Origin of the sequence: Nonomuraea sp. NPDC050733 (assembly GCF_040654215.1) — a bacterium.
GTDB lineage: Bacteria > Actinomycetota > Actinomycetes > Streptosporangiales > Streptosporangiaceae > Nonomuraea.
Map to the genome: position 1 here is coordinate 564,431 of NZ_JBFAHO010000001.1, position 21,562 is coordinate 585,992.

The window sequence follows — 21,562 nt, forward strand, 5'->3', positions numbered from 1 at the left end:
GCCAAGACTATCCCTAACTACTACGTAGCGTCGTTGACCGCGCTCAGGCGAAGAGGAGCTCGTGGCAGTGGTGCGCCAGCAACGACGCGAAGCCCGGCACGAGGGCCACCATGGCCGGTCCTGCGAGCAGGAGCCCTACCGCCAGCGCCCCGGCGAGGCGTCCCCGGCGGTCGAGAGGCGGCTCCGGGGTGAGCATGCGTCGTACGCGGATCAGTGCGGTCTCGCCGCCGGCCCCGAGGGTGAAGGCGGGCGCACGGCCGGTGGCCAGGCGCACCAGCGCGGCGGCGATGACGATGCGGGGATGACGGCGGGCGGCCAGGTCGTCGGCCAGCAGCTCGACCAGGCGAGCCAGCTCCGTCCTGGCCCGCTCGAACAGCGGGACCGCCGGAAACGCCCGGGCAAGGACCTCGCCGAAGGCCAGCACGAGATGATGACGGCCGCGCAGGTGCGCCCGCTCGTGCGCGATCACGGCCGAGGCTTCCTCCTCGCTGAGATCGCGCAGCGCGGCCGTGGTGATCACCGCTCTGCCGCGCCGGCCGGGCACGCAGTACGCGAGCCGCTCGTCGAAGTCCACGACGATCGCGTCCAGCGCGCCGTCGTGCCGGCCGAGCAGGGCGAGCGCCTCGGCATGGCGGCGCCGCTCGGCACGGGCACCGGTCAGCACAGAGACGGCGCACCAGGCGACACGAAGGATCAGCGCGCCGGCGACGGCGGCGGAGGAGCCCATGGTCGCCATGGCCAGGTCGGGGCCGTCCGTCAGCATCTCCGCGCACGCCGCGAAGAACTCGGCCAGGCCATGACCCACGACCGTCGCGGGGACGGCGAGCACGAACACGGCGAGCAGCACGGACACGATCACCGACGCACACGCCGCCTGCCACATCACGATCGCCAGCCGGGGCGCCCGATCGGCCCACCTCGCCTCGCCCAGCAGCCGGGGCAGCACGACCGCGGCGATGATCGCATAGATCGTCAGCACAGCGGCGGGCACGATCGCCGTGATCATGCGCGGTCCCTCGGCGGGAACACCTTCAGAGCCGCCTCCAGGGCGTCGGCCTCCTCGGGCGTCAAGCGCTCCAGGAAGTGGACCAGGGTGGCGGCCTGGTTGCCGCTGCGGGCCAGCGACTCGCGCATCAGATCGGCGGTGTGGGCCTCCTTGGAGGAGACCGGCCGGTAGATGTACGCCTTGCCGACAGCCTCCCGCTTGAGCAGGCCCTTCGTGTGCAGCTTGTCCATCACGGTCATCACCGTCGTGTAGGCGATCTCCCGCTCGCGGCGGAGGTCCTCCAGCACGTCGCGCACGGACGCCGGCCGGCGGTAGGCCCACATGCGGTCCATGATCGTAGATTCAAGCTCTCCGAGACCGCGCACCACGTCAACCCTTCTGAACAGCAGGACCATGTTCATGCTACTGGCGGTCGTAGACACCTGGCTTGCCATGATGCGGCACGACATCACTAGTTGCCGCAGGCCAGGGTATCGACCTCCGTGCAGGGGGACGGATGAGCGACAGCACGGACGGTCGGCCACGCCGGTATGTGCGGTGGACGGGCGTCGTCATGCCCGTGATCGATGTCCTCGGCTCGCGTCCACTTGTCCGTCCTCGCTGCAGGCACAGGTCGTCCACGGGGGTCAACCATGTCCATCAACCGATCGATCATCAAGCGCGTCTCATCCGCCACGGCCGCGGGAGCCGGCGCACTCGTCCTGCTCACGGCATGCAACGGTGGCTCACCTCCAAGGCACGCCACGCCGGCCGTCGGCGATGTCGCGAACATGGCCACCACGCACCCTGGAGCGTCGTTCAATGACGCGGACGTGATGTTCGCGCAGATGATGATTCCCCACCACCAGCAGGCCGTCGAGATGGCCGAGCTGGCCGAGACCCGCGCGAGCGATCCGGAGATCAAGGAACTCGCGACGAAGATCAAGGACGCCCAAGCGCCGGAGATCAAGACCATGCGGGGCTGGCTCGAGGACTGGGGCAAGCCGGAGCCCACCGGCATGGGACACATGGACCACGGTATGCCCGGCATGATGTCCGCCGAGGACATGGGCAAGCTCAAGGACGCCAAGGGGACCGCGTTCGACAAGCAGTTCGTCCGCATGATGATGGCCCACCACGAGGGCGCGATCCACATGGCCACGATCGAGCGAACACAGGGCCAGAACCCCGACGCCGAAGAGCTCGCCAAGAGCATCGCCGCGTCGCAGCAGGCCGAGATCGAGCAGATGCGCAAGATGCTCAACCGGCTCTGACCGAGCGCCGGACGCCCGCGACGGGCGGCCGGCACTCTTGCGGGCGTACCCTCCGCCTTGGATCTCACCTCAAGATCAATGAAGAGATGCTCCACTACGCGACATAGTCGGTGAGCCGACGTTCGCCCAGTGGCGCATGACTTCAGCAAACCGCGAGAAGGTAAAGGATTGGGCGCTGAACCCCAGGTCAAAGCGATGCTTACGCATGCCTGGGCAGCCCCGTACTTGCCTCGCGCTATACGCATCGCTTACTTTGAGCGCTCGTAGACGCATCCTCGGGCAAACCCGGGCCTGCGTCTCTGACACCGCCGAGACCGCGTCCAGCAGGAACTCCCTGCACAAGTGGCGCGACCGCCGAATCCGCGATCATCGCGGAACCGGGGACCCAATCCCTTTGGGGTGAATCGAGACGCCCGTCGCGAGACGGGGTCCCGTAGGGCACTTCCACGCCCGAACCCGTCAGCTAACCCGGTAGGCGGCATGGAAGCAAGGAGTACGTCCCCGCATGTCCCCGCGCGTTCTTTCCCGTGCCCTCACCTCCCCCGCCCTCCCCCGGCTCGCCGTCGGTGTGACCATCGCGGTGAGCGCGGCGCTCGCCGGCATCCCGGCTTTCGCCGACGATCACCAGGCCACCGACCAGTCGAGCATCTCGCGAGCCAACGCCGCCCCTGCCCGGCAGTCCGCCCGGCTGACCGCGGACGCCCTGATCAGGGTGGCCGAGTCCCAGATCGGCGTCACGGAGAACGCCGTCGGCGGCGGAACGCCTTTCCACAACTGGTACATGACATCCCCCCGGGCCGCCGAGACCGTCGCCCGGGACGGCGGAAACATCCGCGCCTACGCCAACGCGCCGTGGTGCGCCATGTTCGTCTCCTGGGTGGGTGAGAAGGCCGGGCTCCGTTCCACCGTCGGCTGGGACGCCTACACCATCACCTGGGCCAAGTGGTTCAAAGCCAACAAGCGGTGGGGCACCGTCGCCAAGCCGGGCGCCGTCGTCTACTTCTCCTGGGACTCCAAGACCATCGACAGCATCGACCACATGGGCCTGGTCAAGAAGGACAACGGAGACGGCACGATCACCACGATCGAAGGCAACACCGGCAACGGCAAGGTGGAGCAGCGCGTCAGGCCCACGTCCCAGGTCGTCGGGTACGGATACCCGCAGTACAAGGCCTGACGGGCGGGGCCGGCGTACCCCTGCCACGATCGCGATGCGACCGCTCATCGCGAGGACGCCATGCGACGTGGGAGGGGCAGCACCGCGGCGGGCGCATCGGCGAAGTCGCCGGTCTCGGGGGCGTTTTGTCACGAGTACCACGGGATTTCTATGCTCGGCGTGTGCTGGGGAGAGACGACGAGACAGATCTGCTCGAGTCGTTGCTGCGGCACGCCACCGAGGGACGCGGCGGCGGGGTGATCCTTCTCGGAGAGCCGGGAATCGGCAAGACCACCCTGCTGTCCCACGCGGAGGAGCGGGCGGCCGGCTTCCTGGTGCTGCGCGCCGTCGGCGCCGCACCGGAGTCGGATCTCGCGTACGCGACCCTGCACCAGTTGTTGTTCCCCGTGCTTGGCTCGGTGGACGAGCTGCCCGGCCCCCAGGCGCAGGCCCTGAACATCCTGTTCGGACGCGCACATGGAGCACCACCTGATCCGTTCCTGGTGGCGTTGTCGACCCTGTCGTTGTTGTCCCTGCTGGCCGGCACCCTCCCCGTGTTGTGCGTCGTCGACGACGCGCACTGGGCGGACCAGCCGACGCTGAAGACGCTGGCGTTCGTCGCCCGCCGCCTGGGCAACGAGCCCGTCGCGCTGGCGCTGGCCGCGCGGGCCGATGAGGGGCACGGCGCCGACCTGCCCGACGTGCGCCGCGTCCCGCTCATGGGCCTCGGCCGCGAGGCGGCCAAGGCGTTGCTCGCCGAGCGCCTCGGCGGGCGGCGGCTGACCGACAGCGAGCAGAACCACCTGCTGACCGCCACGGGCGGGAACCCCCTGGCCCTGATCGAGCTCGCCGGAAGGCAGCAGCCCCCGGAGGGCACGCACGAGCCGCTCGCCATGACCGACGCGTTGCAGCGGTCGTTCCTGGCCAGGGTCCGGGCACGGCACGCCGAGTCGCTGCCGCTGCTGCAGCTCATCGCCGCCCATGGCACGGGCGGCGTCGACACCTTCGAGAAGGCGGCCGCGACGCTGCAGGCGGACACCGGCCCGCTGCACCGCGCCGAGCTCGACGAGCTCCTGACCTACGACGGGACGCGGCTGGTGTTCCGGCATCCGCTGATCCGGTCCGCGATCTATCACAGCGCCACGCCCGACCGGCGGGCCGCGATCCATCGAGCCCTTGCCGCGGCCTTCGACAGCCTGGCAGACCAGCATCGCCGTGCCTGGCATCTCGGCCAGGCCGCCATGGGACCCGACGAGCAGGCCGCCGAGGAGCTGGAGCGCTCGGCTGAGCAGGCCGCCCTGCGCGGTGGCCCCGCCGCGGCCATGGCCGCGTTGGCGAGGGCGGCCGAGCTCACCGCGGACGGTCCGCGGCGGGGACGGCGGCTGTGGTCCGCCGCGCACGCCGCCGCCCTGGGCGGGTTCACCGGGAAGGCGGCGGAACTGCTCGATCGAGCTGAGCGCGAGCCCCACCTCGACGAGGAGAACCGGATCCCGCTGGCCGTGATGCGCGCCATCATGGCCGAGTTCGCCGGCTCGCCCGAGGACGCGATGGACCTCATCAGGCCGTGGATCCCCCGCGTACTGCGCCTTGATCGGCGCCGGTTCACGCCCACTGTCGCGATGTACGGCGACCTGGGCACCCGCGCCAACCGGCCGCAGGCATGGTCCGAGCTCGCCGGCTGGCTGGAGAACATCGCGCTGGCGCCGGACGATCCGGGAGACGCGGTGCTGCTGCTCCTGCGCCGTGCTTGCCAGGCCCGTTCCGGCCGTGATGTGGCACCTGCCACGGCGGAGGAGGGCGCCGCGATCGAGTCGCTCACTGATCCGATCCTGATGACTCTGGCCGGAGCCCTGGCTCGCGGACTCGGCGAGCACGAGCTGAGCAGGCGCCTGTACCGCGACGCCGGGCGGCGGGCGCGTACCGGCGGATCGCTGGGTGCGCTCGCCTGGAATCTGGAGTATCAGGCCGCCGACGAGATCGCGCGCGGCAGATTCGGGTTCGCCGCGGCGTATGCGGAGGAGGGGTACCAGTTCGCCATGGAGGTGGGCCAGCCGAGTACGGCCTGCCGTCATCGGGGGCTGCTGGCCTTGTGTGCGGCCGTCCAGGGCCGTCCCGACGCCGCCGAACTGGCCGCCGACGTCCTGGCTGAAGCGAGCAGCCGCAGGCTGGCCGACGCGAGGTCCTATGCCCTGCGCGCGCTCGGCCTCATCGAGCTGGGCGCAGGCAGATATCGGGAGGCCGCGCGGCGCTTTGAAGCGGTCGGCGGCTGGGACACCGACACGCCCCCGGACCTGGTCGTGGGAGTCGTCCCCGACCTCGTCGAAGCGCTGGTCCGCGCCGGCGAGCACGAGCGGGCAGCCGCGGCCACGGCCCGCTACGTCGGGTGGGCCAGGCGCGCGGCCTCGCTGGAGCCGGCCGCGCTCGCGGCCCGTTGCCGGGCGCTGATCAGCACCGATGGCACTGCCGACGACCACTACACGGAGAGCCTGAGGTTGCACGCCGGCTTCGACGCCCCGCTGGAGCATGCCAGGACCGAGTTGCTGCTCGGCGAGCGCTTGCGGCGTGACCGGCGACGTTCGGAGGCACAGCATCACTTGCGCGGCGCGGTGGACACCTTCCGCCGTATCGGCGCGCTCGCCTGGGCCGCCCGTGCGCTGAGCGAGCTACGCGCGACGGGGGAGTCGGTACGCACCCCCGAAGCAGGAGCGTTGAGCACGCTCACCGCGCAGGAGCTGCGCATCGCGCTGGCCGTCGGCGAAGGGTTGACCAACCGGGAGATCGCCGCCCAGCTGTTCCTCAGCCCGCGCACGGTGGACTACCACCTGCGCAAGGTCTTCCAGAAGACCGACATCACCTCGCGAGCCGAGCTCATGCGGCTGGTCCTTGCCGATCGCCCAGCCTGATACCGGCTGAGACCGGCGACTTCACTGATTCGGCGACCGCCGGGGCCTTCCTAACGTTGGCGACGTCATGTTCCTCGCGTCAGGAGTCCCGCAAGGACGCTTCACGAGCCACTGCTTCACCAAGTGGACGTACAGCACGCCGGGCATCACGACGCCGGCCGCGCTGCTCGCCGTTGCGGTCGGGTGCGAAGCCGTCATGGACCGGAACGTCCGCGCCCGAGGGCCATGGCCGATCGCGGAATGTGTCGGATCACTCACTGTCAGAACCCGCTGAAGGAGCACGTTCATGTCGTCCGCAGTGACAACCCCGGGGACGCACACCGGCGCGAGGGCCTGGCTCGGGCTGGCCGTGCTGGTCCTGCCCGCCATGCTGCTGTTCATGATGCTGACCGTCTTGTTCCTGGCCATCCCCCAGTTGGCCGCGGACCTGAAGCCGAGCAGCACCCAGACGTTGTGGATCATCGACATCTACGGCTTTCTCATGGCCGGCCTCCTGGTCACCATGGGCACCCTGGGAGACCGCATCGGTCACCGCCGGCTGCTGATCGCGGGCGCGGCCGTCTTCGCCGTCGTGTCGGTCGTCGCCGCCAACACCTCCGACCCCGCCCTGATGATCGTCTGGCGGGCGCTGCTGGGCATCGCCGCGGCCACCCAGATGCCCGCCACCCTGGGACTGATCTTCTCCACCTTCGCCGACCCGCGACAGCGCGGCATCGCCGTCGGCGTCTGGTCGGGCGGCATCTCCGTCGGCACCGGTCTCGGCCCGGTGATCGGTGGCGCGCTGCTGGAGGCCTTCTCCTGGCGCGCGGCCTTCCTCGTCGCGGTGCCCGTCATGGCGATCGTCATGATCGGAGCCCCGCTTCTGCTGCCCAACCCGCGCAACCCGGCCGCCGGCCGCGTGGACCTGTTCAGCGTGCTGCTGTCGCTGGCCACGCTGCTGCCGATCGTCTACGGCGTCAAGGAGCTGGCCAGGCCCGACTCGCTGCTGCCCGCGCTGGCCGGCATCGCGGCGGGGCTGCTGTTCGGCGCGTGGTTCGTGCTGCGGCAGTTGCGCCTGCCCGAGCCGCTGCTGGACGTGCGGCTGTTCGCCAACCGCACGGTCGGCGGCGCGCTGAGCGTCTTCCTGCTGGCGGCCACGGCGCTCGGCGGCGTCTACCTGCTGTTCACCCAGTACCTGCAGCTCGTCGAGGGGCTCTCCCCGCTCAGGGCCGGGTTGTGGGTGCTGCCCGGGGCCGCCCTGCTGGTGGTCGTCTCCACCCTCTCCCCCGCCCTGGTACGGCGCGTCCGCCCCGGACACCTGATCGCGGCCGGGCTGACCGTGCAGGTGATCGGCTACCTGATGCTCACCCAGGTCGACGCCGCCGGCGGACTTCCGCTGCTGGTCGCGGGCTTCGTCGTGCTCTACCCCGCCGTCGCGCCGTCCATGGCCCTGACCACGAACCTGGTCGTCGGCTCGGTGCCGCCCCAGAAGGCAGGGGCGGCGTCCGGGCTGGCCACCACGTGCAGCGATCTGGGCATCTCGCTCGGCATCGCGATCGTGGGCAGCATCGCCGCCGCCGTCTACCGCGCCCAGATCGCCACCACGAGTCCGACCGGCCTGCCGCCCGAGGCGTCCGCGGCCGGCCGCGAGAGCCTGGACGGCGCGGTCTCGGCCGCGCAGAGCCTGCCGGCCGAAGCCGCCACGGCGCTGCTCACCCCGGCCCGCGAGGCATTCACCAGCGGGCTCAACACCGCCGCCGTCATCGCCGCGGCCATCGCAGCCGGCGCGGCGATCCTGGCGATCGCCAAGCTCCGCCACATCCCCGCGACCGGCCCCGCCGCCGAGGCCGAGCAGTCCTGACGCACCCAGCCACGAAAGAAGTCCACTGTTGACCACGGACCCGAACGCCGTCCTCACCGCCTACAGCACCGAGGAGCTCCGCCGGCGGCGCAGCGTCAAGTGGCGGGAGTTCCCGCCGGACGTCCTGCCCATGCGCATCGCCGAGATGGACACCCCGCTCGCCGAGCCCATCTCCTCAGCGCTGATCACTGCCATCGGACGCGGCGACACCGGTTACGCGCTCGCCGGCCGGCTCCCCGAGGCATTCGCCGGCTTCGCCGCACGACACTACGGCTGGCGCACCGAGCCCTCCGCCGCGCGCCTGGTCCCGGACGTCATGTCCGGCATCGTGGAGATCCTGCAGATCATCTCCGAGCCGGGCGACCGCGTCGTCGTCAACACCCCCGGATACCCGCCCTTCTTCTACTGGATCGACCGCATCGGCCGCCAGGTGATTCCCAGCCCGCTGGCCGCCGGGCCCGACGGGCCTCGCCTGGACCTGGAGCGCCTGGAACGCGACTTCGCCGCCGGCGCGCGGGCGTACCTACTCTGCAACCCGCACAATCCCACCGGCCTGGTCCTCACCCGCGAGGAGCTGGAACAGGTGGCCGCGCTGGCCGACCGGTACGACGTGCGGATCGTCGTGGACGAGATCCTCGCCCCCCTCACCTATCCCGGCCTGCGGCACGTCCCGTTCCCGTCCCTGGACAGCCCGGCCGCGGCCCGCTCCGTCGCCCTCGTCTCGGCTTCCAAGGCCTGGAACATCGCCGGGCTCAAGGCCGCCCTCGCGGTGCCCGGGCCGGACGCCCGCGCCGACGTGGCGGCGATCCACGAGGAGGTCAGCGAGGGCGCCGGCCTGTTCGGCGTGCTCGCCTCCGAGGCGGCCTTCACCCATGGTGACCCCTGGCTCCAGGAGTTGATCGCCGACCTGGACGAGAACCGCCGCAGCCTGGCCGCCCAGCTCGCCGGCCGCCTGCCCGGCCTCGGCTATCACCTGCCTCAGGCGGGCTATGTGGCCTGGCTCGACTGCCGCGCGCTCGGCTGGGGCGACGACCCCGCTCAGATCTTCCTGCGTCACGGCAGGGTCGGCCTGTCGTCCGGCACCAGGTTCGGGCCGCCTGGGCGTGGGTTTGTCCGCCTCAACTTCGCCACCGCGCCGGACCGGCTCACCGAGGCCGTTCACCGCATGGCTATCGCCCGCGATCGGATGGGTGACCATCCCGGTCCACGTGACCTCTGACTCAGAGATCGAAGTCGAGGCCGAGCTGCTCAGCGTCTGGCCTTGTGGGAGCCGCACCTTCTGCATGCCTCCGTATGCCTGCACGACCCGCTGGTTGACTGCCCAGACGCTGACCCAGCTCGACGCCGGCACCCCCGCGTGGCTGATGGCGCTGGAGATGCTGGTGCTCGGCGTCGGCATCGGCTGCGTGATCCAGCTCCTGTCCTCATCATGCAGAACTCCGCCGGACCGGGAGCCGGGTCGAACGGGCGCGCAATGTTTACGCGCAGCCGTCCCTCTATACACCCATGGGGTATGGTTGGCCCATAAGTCGTACATAGATGTACGAGATTAGGTGGTGTTGATGAGCGGCCATATCCCGATCCATCTGAACGTGAACGGGCAGGTGCATGAGCTGTCCCTTGATCCCCGTGTCACCCTGCTCGACTGCCTGCGCGAGCATCTCGGCCTGACGGGCACGAAGAAGGGCTGTGACCAGGGCGCCTGCGGGGCCTGCACGGTCATCGCCGACGGCGAGCGGATCAACTCCTGTCTGACGCCTGCTGTCCAGTGCGACGGCATGGAGATCGTCACCATCGAAGCCATGGCGAGCCACGAGCTGGGTGCCAAGGTGCAGGATGCGTTCCTGGCGTACGACGGGCTCCAGTGCGGCTACTGCACCTCCGGGCAGATCTGCTCGAGCGTCGCCATGCTGGCCGAACACCGCGACGGCCGGCCGAGCGCCGTGACCGAGGACCTGGCCGGGCCTGCGCCGCTGACTGACGTCGAGGTCAGAGAGCGGATGGCGGGCAATCTGTGCAGATGCGGCGCCTACAACGGCATCGTGGCCGCCATCAGGAAGGTGGCCCGGCCATGAGGGAGTTCGCCTACCTGCGAGCAGCGGATGTGGCTGAGGCGGTCGAGCTGGCGGGCCCTCAGGCGAGGTACCTGGCCGGCGGGACGAATCTGTTCGACCTCATGCGTGAGGAGGTGGAGCGGCCCGAGCGGGTCGTCGACATCTCCCGCCTGCCGCTGTCGGCCATCGAGGACCTGCCGGACGGCGGGCTGCGTCTGGGGGCGCTGGCCCGCAACGCGCGGGTCGCCGCCGACGACCGGGTCCGCCGCCGCTACCCCGTGCTCGCGCGGGCCCTGCTGAAGGGCGCCTCGCCGCAGCTGCGCAACCGGGCGACGGTCGGCGGCAACCTTCTGCAGCGCACGCGCTGCCGCTACTTCTACGACCTCGCCGCCGCCTGCAACAAGCGGCAGCCCGGTGCGGGGTGCGACGCCCTCGGCGGGTTCGACCGCGCGCACGCCATCCTGGGCGCGAGCCCGAGCTGCGTCGCCGTGCACCCCTCCGACATGTGCGTGGCCCTGGCGGCCCTGGATGCGACCGTGAACCTCACCGGTCCCGACGGCGAGCGCAGCGTCCCGGTCACCGACTTCCATCTCCTGCCGGGCGAGACACCGCACGTCGAGACCGTGATACGGAGCGGCGAGCTGGTGACGAGCGTGGACCTGCCGCCGGAGCAGCCCTGGCACGGGGATTACGTCAAGGTCCGCGATCGCGCCAGCTACGCGTTCGCCTTGGTGAGCTTGGCCGTTCTGCTGCACGTCGAGCACGGCAGGACCGTGGCTGCCCGTGTCGCGCTCGGCGGGGTGGCGCACAAGCCGTGGCGCGCCTACGCGGCCGAGGAACAGCTGACCGGCGCCGCAGCTGACGAGGCGGCGTTCGATCGGGCCGCCGAGGCCACGGTCGCCGAGGCGCGTCCGCTCCACCACAACGCGTTCAAGGCCGAGCTGGCCCGGCGGCTGGTCCGGCGCACTCTCGTCGAACTGGCGGGTCGCTCATGAACGTCGCCGCACGCGGTTTCAGCCTCGCCATGCGAGCCGTGGGCAAGGTGTCCGGGCTCCTGCCCGACGGCCGCCACGATCCGCTGTCTCAGGCCGCCGGCGAGATCGGCCGCGACGTGGACCGGCTGGACGGCCCGGCGAAGGTGTCCGGCGGCATCCAGTACACCGCCGACCGCGTCCCCGAGCGACTCGCCTACGCCGTCACCGTGCCCAGCGCGATCGCCAAGGGCCGCATCGCCGCCATCGACTCCTCCCGAGCACTCGCCGCGTCCGGGGTGGTGCTGGTGATGACGCACGAGAACGCGCCGCCGATGAAGCCCACCGGAGCGTACGCCACGCTCAGAGCCCCGGTCGGGGCCGCCGCCATGAGTCTGCCGATCATGAACACGGACCGGGTCTTCTGGCACGGCCAGCCGGTCGCGGTCGTCGTGGCCGAGACCCAGGAGCAGGCCGAGCACGCGGCCCGGCTTGTCGAGGTGCGCTACGCGGCCGAACCCGCCGTTCTGGCGATGTCGGACGAGGCCGCCCACACCCCCGTCCATTCGGTGCTGGAGGAGTCGAAGACCGTGGTCGGCGCCCCGCACGCCGCCCTGGCGGACGCGGCGGTCGTCGTCCGGGGCGTATACACCACGCCGCCCGAACATCACAACGCGCTGGAGCTCCACGCTACCGTGGCCGCCTGGGACGGCGACGATCTCACCGTGCACGACACCTCGCAGTATCCCTACGGGGTGAAGGAGATGCTCGCGAAGAAGTTCGGCCTGCCGCCGGAACGGGTGCACGTGCTGGCGCCGTACATCGGCGGCGGGTTCGGCGGCAAGACCACGGCCTGGCCGCACGTGGCGCTCACCGTGGCCGCCGCCAGACTCGCGGGCCGCCCGGTCAAGCTTGTGCTGTCCCGCGCGCACACGTTCCACATGACCGGCGGCAGGGCGCCCACGCGGAGCCGGATCACGCTGGCCGCCGACGCCGGCGGGCGGCTGACCGCCATCGTCCACGACGCGCTGTCCACCTGCACGACGGACGAGTTCGCCGAGGCCGCCATCGTGCCCTCCCGCCACCTGTACGCCTGCCCCAACCTCGCCGTCCACCAACGGGTGGTCCGGGTGGACCGCATCCAGAACGCCTTCTTCCGCGGACCCGGCGTGACCCCGGGATCGTTCGCGCTCGAATCGGCCATGGACGAGCTCGCATGCCGGCTCGGCCTGGACCCGCTCGAACTGCGGCTGCGCAACGAACCCGGCCGCGACCCGGTCTCCGGCCACCGCTTCACCAGCCGCCACCTGCGTGAGGCGTACCGGCTCGGCGCGGAGGCGTTTCACTGGGACGAGCGCGCCCCCGTGCCACGCGCCACCCGGGACGGGCACTGGCTCGTGGGCCAGGGCATGGCCGCCGCGATCAACCCCGACGCCGTGCTCACCGCGGCCGTCCGGCTCCGGCTCCACGCCGACGGCACCATCACCATCCACAGCAGCACGAACGAGTTGGGCGCCGGAACCTCCACCGCCCAGACCCAGGCCGCGGCCCAGCGCCTCGGCGTTCCCATGAACAGGATCCGCTTCCTGCAGGGCGACTCGGACGTGGCCAGGACCCGCATCCCCGGCGCCTCGGCCGCCACCACCACCCTCGCCTCCGCCATCTGGAACGCCCGCGACCGCCTGGTCCGCGAGCTGCTCGCGCTGGCCAAGGGCACTGGCTCCCCGCTGGCCGGGCGCCGGCCCGGCGAGCTGGAGACGCGTGACGAGGGGCTCTTCACCATGGACGGCCGGGGGGAGACCTACCGGCGCATCCTCGAGCGCGCCGGACGCGACCACGTCGAGGTGACCGGCAGGTCGGCCGTGCCGTACCAGACCATCAAAAGGGGCACCAGCACCTACGGCGCGCACTTCGCGGAAGTGCGGGTCGACGAGGACACCGGCGAGGTGCGCGTCTCACGCTGGGTCGGCGCGTTCGACGGCGGCCGCATCGTCTCGCCCAAGCAGGCCGCCAGCCAGATGCGCGGCGGCATCATTCAGGGCATCGGCATGGCGCTCATGGAGGAGACACTGCTCGACGAGCGCTCCGGCCGGATCGTCAACGCCAGCCTCGCTGAGTACCACATCCCCACGCACGCCGACGTGCCCGACATCGAGGTGCACTTCGTGGACCTGCCGGACCCGCAGACGCCGCTCGGCGCCAAGGGCATCGGCGAGCTGGGGATCGTGGGAGTGGCCGCGGCCATCGCCAACGCGATCCACCACGCCACCGGCAGAAGAGTACGTGACCTGCCCATCACGCCGGATCAACTGCTCTAGATCGTATGGACGATCTCTTGCTGAACACGCCCGTCGCCGGCTTCCGCCACCCCTGAGGCGGAAGCGGCCCTCCGGACACTGGCCTCTGTCGACTCGACCGAGCCATGACCCGCCCGGGCACTGGCCGTGCCGGGGCGGGTCAATGGCGTCAGAGCCGGTCGAGGATCTTCTGCAGCTGCTCCACCTCGGCCTGCTGAGTCGTCTCGATGGTCTTGGCCAGCTCCTTGGCCTCGGGGTTCGAGCCATTGGCCTGCTCGGCCTTGGCCATCTCGATCGCCCCGTTGTGATGAGCGATCATGTGCTGAACGAACAGCTTGTCGAACGCCTTGCCCTTGGCGGCCCCGAGCTTCTTCATCGCCTCCTCGGACATGATCCCCGGCATGCTGTGCCCCATCCCGCCGGAATCCGGGTGCACGCCCCACTCTGTCAGCCAGTCCTTCATGGTCTGGATCTCCGGAGCCTGAGCCGCCTTGATCTTGATGGCGAGCTCCTTGACCTCCGGGTCGCTCGCGCGCGTCGCCGCCAGGTCGGCCATCTCGACGGCCTGCTCGTGGTGCGGGATCATCATCTGCGCGAACATGGTGTCCCCGTCGTTGAAGGCAGCCGACGGCGCACTGGCGGTGGTGGCGGCAGGCGCGCTGCTGCTGCTCATCCCCTCGTGTCCGGCCATGGAGTCGCTGTTGCCCCCGCCACAGGCGGTCAGCAGAGCGAGCGCGCCCGCGGCGGCGGTGAGGGAGATCTTGCGGTTGATACGCATGGTTGTTGGTCTCTCGGATGGTCGGAACTGTGGGCCTGTTCGCGGGCAGCCTCGAAGGCACGCCCGCACGGGTCATCGGCCTAGATCCGCAATATCGAGAGACTCGCCAGCCGCAGCGACGTGGGCTTCGGCGGCGGCCGGGCGACCCGTGGGACGTCCGCCGGTCCTCCGGCGCGCCCATCAGATCGCTGCCTCACCCTGCCCCAGGCCGCGATCAGCAGCACGACCATGAACGAGGTCAGGATGGCCACGCAGACGCTGGTCGGGTCGAAACCGGGCATCTCCCGCTCAGGAACGAATGCCCGAAGCCCCGCCGGGACAGCCGCAAGGGGCTCTTGAGCGACGCCCATGCGGTGTGCATCCGGTGGAGAGCCACCATGCCGGCCATCGACATGCCCCAGGGTGTGCATGCCGCATACACCCAGGGCGAGGCTGACGAGCAGGAGGCCGCGCGCGACTCGCAGCGCGAGGCGGCGACGCACCACTCCCATCGGCCCTCCTGCGGTGATCGGCATGTCACGAGACCCATCAGTGTACTAAGGGAAGTCGTAGCACCCCCCGAGCCGGCCGGGTGCCCTTGGGGAGGGGTACGGCACCCGGCCCGTGGCCGTTCACCCGAGAAGCCGCTCCGGCGCGCCGTTCACGCCGGGCGCTCGGGTCAGACGGCGGCGGTCAGCTCGTAGCCCGCCTCCTCGACGGCCTCGCGCACGAGCGTCTCGTCGATGGGCTCGTCGCCCGTCACGGTCACCTTGCCGGCGGCCAGGTCCACGTCGACAGCCGTCACGCCGGTGATCTTGCCGACCTCGGACTTGACGGTGCCCACGCAGTGGCCACAGGTCATCCCGCTGACGGTGTACGTAGCGCTGGTCATCTCGACCCCCTCGTCGTTGATACCCCCGATGGGTATCAGGCGGATGCACCATACGCCAGAAAGGTCCCCATCGGCAACCCCAACCCCCTAGGGGTATATTTGAGCCATCTCGCGCCACATTTATACCCCGCATGGGTATGCTGCCTCGCATGAGAGAGCTGAAAGCAATCGCGGTCGTCGGAGCGTCGCTGGCCGGCCTCCGTGCCGTCCAGGCGCTGCGACGAGAAGGCTTCGACGGCACGATCACGCTGATCGGTGCGGAGCGGCATCTGCCTTACAACCGCCCGCCGCTGTCGAAGAGCATGCTGAGGGGCGACGACGAGGTCACGCTCCCCGGCGCCGAAGAGCTAGGCGACCAATGGCTGAAGGGGCGTCATGCGGTACGGCTGAACGCCCCGGAGCGGCGACTCACCCTGGATGACGGCTCAGAGGTCCACTACGACGGCCTCGTCATCGCCACCGGCGCCAGCCCTCGACGGCTGCCCGAACAGCCACAAGGCGTGCACACCCTGCGCACGATCGAAGACGCCCTGGCCTTGCGCGCCGAGCTGGCCGCCGGACCCGGCCGGGTGGTGGTCATCGGCGGTGGCTTCATCGGCGGCGAGGTCGCGTCGACCGCCCGCGCCCTCGGCCTGCCGGTCACCCTCGTCGACGCCTCCCCGTACCCGATGACGAACGTCGTGGGCGCCGAAGCGGGGCGCTGGCTCGCGCGACACCACCGGGACAACGGCGTGGAGTTGGTCAGCGAGACCCGCGTGACCGGATTCGACGGGACCGGACGCGTGACGGGGGTACGGCTGAGCGACGGTCGCACGCTGCCCGCCGACCTGGTGATCGCGGGCGTGGGCGTGGCGCCGAACACCGAATGGCTGGAAGGCAGCGGCCTGACGCTCAGCGACGGCGTGGTGTGCGACGAGCGTCTGTTCGCCCTGGGAGCGGCGGACGTGGTGGCCGCCGGCGATGTCGCCCGCTGGCCGCATGGCTTGTACGGCGGCGCCCTCGTCCGCGTCGAGCACTGGGCGAACGCCAATGACCAGGGCGGCGTCGCCGCCCTCAACCTGCTCGGCGGCCCGGAGACCGCCAAGCCGTTCGCCGATCTGCCTTCCTTCGCCACTCACGTGCACGGCGCCCGCATCCAGACCGCCGGTCTGCCGCACCTCGCCGACACCAGCCGCGTGGTCGCCGGGTCGCCGGAGGAGGACCGCTTCGCGATCGCGTTCGCCAGGGACGGAGCGCTCGCCGGCGCGGTCGCGGTGAACTCCCCCAAGGACCTGATCCGCGTGAAGCGGGCCATCAGTGCCGGCGAGCGCCTGGACGCCCTGGCATGACGCGAAAGCACGCCTGGACGATCTCGGACGGCGGCGCCACGCGAACGCAGGGCATCGAGAAGTAGGAGGTCGCCCTCGAGACCGGCGGTGACGAGCCATCGCGCCCGTACGCGACGATGCCGGATGGGCGATGAGCGCGATCGCGCCCACCTACTATTCCTAACCGTAGAACGCACCCCTTCTCGATATCCACCACGTGAAGGGGTAAGAAGGGCGGTAGCCAAGACGAGATCTACGATGAACCGTCGTGCAACGGACAGCTTCGTGTGGGGGACCGTTCATGAGCGACCACACCCAGGCGCACCATGACCACGGCAAGGAACGCAGCACCGCGATCCTGGACGTCAGCGGGCTGCAGTGGGCCTCCGAGCAGAACGTCGTCGCTGCCCGGCTGGGCCGCCGCCCCGGTGTGCTTCACGTGGAAGCCAACCCCGTCGCCCAGACGGCGACGGTGAGCTTCGACCCACGCCGGACCTCTCTTGCCGAGTTGCGCACGTGGGTGATCGAGTGCGGGTACCACTGCGCAGGACAGTCGGTCCCCTCCCACATCTGCGATCCGCTGGCCGAGCCCGACCCGCCGGGTGCGGCTCCGGTGGAGGCTCCGCACGCCGGTCACCCGGCTCACACCGAAGAAGCGGTCTCCCCCCACGACATGATGGGACACGGCGGGCACGCAGGCATGTCGATGGCCTCGATGGTGGCCGACATGCGGAACCGCTTCCTGGTAGCCGCACTCTTCTCCATCCCGATCGTGGCGTGGTCGCCGATCGGCACCGAGGTGCTCGGGGTGGACCTGCCCGTCCCGTTCGGTCTTCGTCAAGACGTGTGGGCGCTGCTGCTCAGCCTGCCCGTGATCTTCTACTCGTGCTGGATCTTCTTCGACGGAGCCGTACGGGCGCTCCGGGCCCGAACGTTGGACATGATGGTGCTGGTGGCCGTCGCGGTCGGCGCGGGCTGGCTGTACTCGCTCATCGTGACCCTCACCGGAGGCGGCGAGGTGTTCTACGAGGCCGCGACCGTGCTCGCCGCTTTCGTGCTGCTCGGCCACTGGTTCGAGATGCGGGCACGAGGTGGCGCCAACGACGCCATCCGTGCCCTGCTCGACCTGGCACCCCCGAAGGCGACCGTCATTCGCGGCGGCCGGACCGTCGAGGTGCCGACGGCCGAGGTGATGGTCGGCGACCTGCTCCTGGTACGTCCCGGCTCGAAGATCCCGGTCGACGGAACGGTCGAGGAGGGTCAGAGCGAGGTGGACGAGTCGATGGTCACCGGTGAGAGCCTGCCGGTGCACAAAGAGGTCGGCTCCGCGGTGGTCGGCGCGACCATCAACCGCAACGGCACCCTGCGGGTACGTGCCACCAAGGTCGGGGCGGACACCGCGCTGGCACGGATCGTCAAGCTGGTCCAGCAGGCTCAGAACTCCAAGGCGCCGGGGCAGCGGCTGGCCGATCGGGCGGCGTTCTGGCTGGTGCTGGTCGCCTTGATCGGGGGCGGTCTCACGTTCGCGGTCTGGTTGCTCCTGGCCGGTCAGCCGTTCGGCGTCGCCATCCTGTTCGCCATCACGGTCGTCGTCATCACCTGCCCGGACGCGCTCGGCCTGGCGACCCCTACGGCGATCATGGTCGGCACCGGGCTTGGGGCCAAGCGCGGGGTGCTGTTCAAGAACGCGATGGCGCTGGAGACCTCCGCCCGCATCCAGGTCGTGGTGATGGACAAGACCGGCACCTTGACCAAGGGCGAGCCGGAGGTCACCGATGTCATCGTCGGCGACACCGTGGCGGAGGACGAGCTGCTGCGCCTGGTCGCGGCCGTGGAGCGGGAGTCGGAGCATCCGCTGGCCGAGGCGATCGTCCGGCATGCCGACGATCTGGGCCTGGAGTCGATGAGAGCCGAACGATTCGAGAACGTTCCTGGCCATGGCGCCATCGCCGAGGTCGGCGGCCGGAAAGTGATGGTCGGGAACCGCCGGCTGCTGGAGCGCGAAGGCGTGGCGCTCGGGAAGATGGCGAGCAGGAGACAGGAGCCGGCGGAGGGCGGCCGTACGGCCGTCATGGTCGCTGTCGACGGCACGGCGACCGGGGTCATCGGCATCGCCGACGCGGCTCGCGAGACCTCACCGGCGGCGGTGGCCGCTCTCCACGAGCTCGGCGTCGAGGTGGTCATGCTCACGGGGGACAATGCCGCCACGGCGGAACGGATCGCCCGGCAGCTCGGCATCGACACCGTGATCGCCGAGGTGCTGCCGGGAGACAAGGCGGCCAAGGTGGCCGAGCTTCAGGGAGGCGCGCGTAAGGTCGCCATGGTGGGAGACGGCGTCAACGACGCCCCGGCTCTCGCCCAGGCCGATCTGGGCATCGCCATCGGAGCGGGCACCGACGTCGCCATCGAGACAGCCGATGTCGTGCTGATGCGGTCGGATCCTCTGGACGTGCCCACGGCACTGCAGATCGGCGGAGGCACCCTGCGTAAGATGCGGCAGAATCTCGGCTGGGCGATCGGCTACAACGCGCTCGCGCTGCCCATCGCCGCCGGAGTGTTCGAGCCGGCGTTCGGGCTCGTCCTCCGGCCGGAGATCGCCGCACTGTCGATGTCCGGCTCCAGCCTCGTCGTCGCCGTCAACGCCTTGGCGCTCAAACGACTGCGTCTACCCGCCAGGTGAGGGGTCCGGTCAGGATGACCGTGACGAGACGGCGGGTGGCGTCCGCGGAGGGCGGCTCGCCGGCCGCGGAAACGGCGTGCAGGCAGTAGGGGGCGAGTTCAAGCCACGCGGCCGCATCCGGCACGCGATCAGGACACCCCGCGGTTCAACTGGTCGCGTTCGTCGATGGCTCCGAGCCGGTGTTCGCTCGGAGCCATCGAAGTACCTCTACCTGAATCGGCGTAGCCGCAGGCTGTTGCTCACCACGAACACGCTGGAGAACGCCATCGCCGCCCCCGCGATCATCGGGTTGAGCAGGCCGAGGGCGGCCAGCGGCAGGGCGGCCACGTTGTAGGCGAAGGCCCAGAACAGGTTGCTCTTGATCGTGCCGAGTGTCCTGCGGGAGAGCCTGATGGCGTCGGCGGCCACCCGCAGGTCCCCACGGACCAGGGTCAGGTCGCTCGCCTCGATCGCGGCGTCGGTCCCGGTGCCCATCGCAAGGCCCAGGTCGGCCTGGGCGAGCGCGGCGGCGTCGTTGACGCCGTCGCCCACCATGGCCACGACCTTGCCCTCGCTCTGGAGTTCCTTGACGACGTCGACCTTGTCGGCGGGCAGCACTTCGGCGATGACCTCGTCGATGCCCACCTCGGCGGCCACGGTCTTGGCCACGGCCTCGTTGTCGCCGGTCAGCAGCACCGGGGTGAGCCCGAGGGTCCGCAGCTGTGCGATGGCCTCCTTGCTGGTCGGCTTCACCACGTCGGCCACCACCAGCACCGCCCGCGCCTGACCGTCCCAGCCCACCGCGACCGCGGTACGGCCGGCGGTCTGGGCGGCGTGCAGAGCCCGCTCCAGGTCGGGAGAGAGGTGCTGCGACCACTCCTCCAGGAGCCGGGGACGGCCGACCAGGACCGCGTGGCCGTCGACGATGCCCTGCACGCCGAGTCCCTCGATGTTGGCGAAGTCCTCGACGGTGGCGTCGGAACCGGCGGCGCGGGCGATGGCCTGGGCGATCGGGTGCTCGGAGGCGTGCTCCAGCGCGCCCGCCAGGCGGAGCACCTCCTCCCGGCTCTCGCCCTCGGCCACGTGCACGTCCACCAGGGTCATCCTGCCCTCGGTGACCGTTCCGGTCTTGTCCAGCACGACCGTGTCGATCTTCCGGGTGGACTCCAGCACCTCCGGCCCCTTGATGAGGATGCCGAGCTGCGCGCCCCGACCGGTGCCGACCAGCAGCGCCGTCGGCGTGGCCAGGCCGAGCGCGCACGGGCACGCGATGATCAGCACCGCCACCGCGGCCGTGAAGGCGGCCCCCACGCCGTCGCCGGTGCCGAGCCAGAAACCCAGCGTGCCGAGCGCCAGCGCGATCACGATCGGCACGAAGATGCCTGAGATCCGGTCGGCCAGCCGCTGCACCGCGGCTTTGCCGGTCTGCGCCTCCTCCACCAGCTTGGCCATCTGCGCCAGCTGGGTGTCGGCGCCGACCCGGATCGCGCGGACGATCAATCGGCCGCCCGCGTTCACCGTCGCACCGGTCACCCCATCGCCAGGCTTGACCTCGACGGGCACGGACTCACCGGTCAGCATCGAGGCGTCGACCGCCGAGGTGCCTTCCTCGATCACCCCGTCGGTGGCGATCTTCTCACCAGGACGGACGATGAACCGGTCTCCGACCGAAAGCTCATCGACCGGCACCCGCCGACCGTCGGCCAGTTCCACGTCCTTGGCGCCCAGTTCCAGCAAGGCTCTCAGTGCCGCGCCCGCCCGCCGCTTGGAGCGGGCCTCGAAGTAGCGGCCGGCCAGGATGAACGCCGTGACGCCCGCAGCCGCCTCCAGATAGATGTTGCCGGAGCCGTCGGTGCGCTCGATGGTGAACGCGAACGGGTGCGTCATCCCGGGCGTGCCGGCGGTGCCGAAGAACAGCGCCCACAGCGACCAGCCCAGCGCGGCGATGGTGCCGATCGAGATCAGCGTGTCCATCGTCGCAGCCCCGTGCCGCAGGTTGGTCCAGGCCGCCTTGTGGAACGGCCAGCCCGCGTACACCACCACAGGCGCCGCCAAGGTCAGCGACAACCACTGCCAATGGGTGAACTGCAACGGCGGGATCATCGCCATCGCGATCACCGGAACGGCCAGCACCACCGACGTGATCAGGCGTTGGCGAAGGGGCTGGAGCTCGTCCTCCGGTTCCTGCTCGGCCGCCCCCGCCTCAGTCTTGGGAGGTGCCGGCAGGGCGGCGGTGTAGCCGGCCTTCTCCACCTCGGCGATGAGCTGCTGCGGGTCGACGCCTTCGGGGAAGCTGACCTTCGCCTTCTCCGTGGCGTAGTTGACCGTCGCGGTCACGCCGTCCATCTTGTTCAGCTTGCGCTCGATGCGGTTGGCGCATGAGGCGCAGGTCATGCCCCCGATCGAGAGCTCGACCGCGTTCTGCCGGTCATCGGTGACCTGAGACATCAGCGTTCTCCTTTCTCTC

16 protein-coding genes and 1 riboswitch are annotated in these 21,562 nt (G+C 70.5%); of the genes, 10 read left to right on the top strand and 6 right to left on the bottom strand.

The features are described from left to right. Window positions 1-43: 43 nt before the first annotated feature. Window positions 44-1,006, bottom strand: coding sequence for a M56 family metallopeptidase (locus AB0H64_RS02590; RefSeq protein ID WP_357619301.1), 963 nt, complete (start codon window positions 1,004-1,006; stop codon window positions 44-46). Beyond that, entirely contained in the window at window positions 1,003-1,407 is a 405-nt protein-coding gene (locus AB0H64_RS02595) for a BlaI/MecI/CopY family transcriptional regulator (RefSeq protein ID WP_357619303.1), read from the bottom strand. The genes AB0H64_RS02590 and AB0H64_RS02595 overlap by 4 nt, the downstream gene beginning before the upstream one ends. 231 nt (window positions 1,408-1,638) lie before the next feature. Here AB0H64_RS02595 and AB0H64_RS02600 point away from each other — a divergent pair, with 231 nt between their 5' ends. The 8 genes from AB0H64_RS02600 (at window position 1,639) to AB0H64_RS02635 (ending at window position 13,501) form a co-directional block, all read left to right on the top strand. Beyond that, the gene (locus AB0H64_RS02600; RefSeq protein WP_357619305.1) at window positions 1,639-2,259 is read left to right on the top strand and encodes a DUF305 domain-containing protein; all 621 of its coding nucleotides are present in this window, start codon (window positions 1,639-1,641) and stop codon (window positions 2,257-2,259) included. A gap of 342 nt (window positions 2,260-2,601) precedes the next feature. Further along, window positions 2,602-2,752: riboswitch (cyclic di-AMP (ydaO/yuaA leader) on the top strand. 12 nt (window positions 2,753-2,764) lie between these two features. Beyond that, window positions 2,765-3,436, top strand: coding sequence for a CHAP domain-containing protein (locus AB0H64_RS02605; protein WP_357619307.1), 672 nt, complete (start codon window positions 2,765-2,767; stop codon window positions 3,434-3,436). A 161-nt stretch (window positions 3,437-3,597) separates the two neighbouring features. Then, window positions 3,598-6,318, top strand: a complete 2,721-nt coding sequence (locus AB0H64_RS02610; RefSeq protein WP_357619309.1) for an AAA family ATPase — start codon at window positions 3,598-3,600, stop codon at window positions 6,316-6,318. Window positions 6,319-6,604: 286 nt separating this feature from the next. Continuing rightward, a complete protein-coding gene (locus tag AB0H64_RS02615) occupies window positions 6,605-8,158 on the top strand; it encodes an MFS transporter (RefSeq protein ID WP_357619311.1) in 1,554 nt (517 codons plus the stop codon). 28 nt (window positions 8,159-8,186) lie between these two features. After that, window positions 8,187-9,377 carry an aminotransferase class I/II-fold pyridoxal phosphate-dependent enzyme gene (locus AB0H64_RS02620; RefSeq protein WP_357619313.1) on the top strand — a complete coding sequence of 397 codons (1,191 nt, stop codon included), beginning with the start codon at window positions 8,187-8,189 and terminating at the stop codon, window positions 9,375-9,377. Between the two features lie 343 nt (window positions 9,378-9,720). Then, window positions 9,721-10,233, top strand: coding sequence for a 2Fe-2S iron-sulfur cluster-binding protein (locus tag AB0H64_RS02625; protein WP_357619315.1), 513 nt, complete (start codon window positions 9,721-9,723; stop codon window positions 10,231-10,233). After that, window positions 10,230-11,207 carry a xanthine dehydrogenase family protein subunit M gene (locus AB0H64_RS02630; RefSeq protein ID WP_357619317.1) on the top strand — a complete coding sequence of 326 codons (978 nt, stop codon included), beginning with the start codon at window positions 10,230-10,232 and terminating at the stop codon, window positions 11,205-11,207. The genes AB0H64_RS02625 and AB0H64_RS02630 overlap by 4 nt, the downstream gene beginning before the upstream one ends. After that, window positions 11,204-13,501, top strand: a complete 2,298-nt coding sequence (locus tag AB0H64_RS02635) for a xanthine dehydrogenase family protein molybdopterin-binding subunit (RefSeq protein ID WP_357619319.1) — start codon at window positions 11,204-11,206, stop codon at window positions 13,499-13,501. Before AB0H64_RS02630 ends, AB0H64_RS02635 begins: the two co-directional genes overlap by 4 nt. 148 nt (window positions 13,502-13,649) lie before the next feature. Here the strand turns inward: AB0H64_RS02635 and AB0H64_RS02640 are convergent, their stop codons facing one another. The 3 genes from AB0H64_RS02640 to AB0H64_RS02650 form a co-directional block, all read right to left on the bottom strand. Beyond that, a complete protein-coding gene (locus tag AB0H64_RS02640; protein ID WP_357619321.1) occupies window positions 13,650-14,258 on the bottom strand; it encodes a DUF305 domain-containing protein in 609 nt (202 codons plus the stop codon). Between the two features lie 80 nt (window positions 14,259-14,338). Then, the gene (locus AB0H64_RS02645) at window positions 14,339-14,749 is read right to left on the bottom strand and encodes a hypothetical protein (RefSeq protein WP_357619323.1); all 411 of its coding nucleotides are present in this window, start codon (window positions 14,747-14,749) and stop codon (window positions 14,339-14,341) included. Between the two features lie 167 nt (window positions 14,750-14,916). Then, a complete protein-coding gene (locus AB0H64_RS02650) occupies window positions 14,917-15,129 on the bottom strand; it encodes a heavy metal-associated domain-containing protein (RefSeq protein WP_357619325.1) in 213 nt (70 codons plus the stop codon). 149 nt (window positions 15,130-15,278) lie between these two features. Here AB0H64_RS02650 and AB0H64_RS02655 point away from each other — a divergent pair, with 149 nt between their 5' ends. Further along, window positions 15,279-16,457, top strand: coding sequence for an FAD-dependent oxidoreductase (locus AB0H64_RS02655; RefSeq protein ID WP_357619327.1), 1,179 nt, complete (start codon window positions 15,279-15,281; stop codon window positions 16,455-16,457). Between the two features lie 280 nt (window positions 16,458-16,737). Then, entirely contained in the window at window positions 16,738-19,116 is a 2,379-nt protein-coding gene (locus AB0H64_RS02660) for a heavy metal translocating P-type ATPase (RefSeq protein ID WP_357619329.1), read from the top strand. 207 nt (window positions 19,117-19,323) lie between these two features. Here the strand turns inward: AB0H64_RS02660 and AB0H64_RS02665 are convergent, their stop codons facing one another. Beyond that, entirely contained in the window at window positions 19,324-21,543 is a 2,220-nt protein-coding gene (locus AB0H64_RS02665) for a heavy metal translocating P-type ATPase (protein WP_357619331.1), read from the bottom strand. Between the last annotated feature and the right edge of the window lie 19 nt (window positions 21,544-21,562).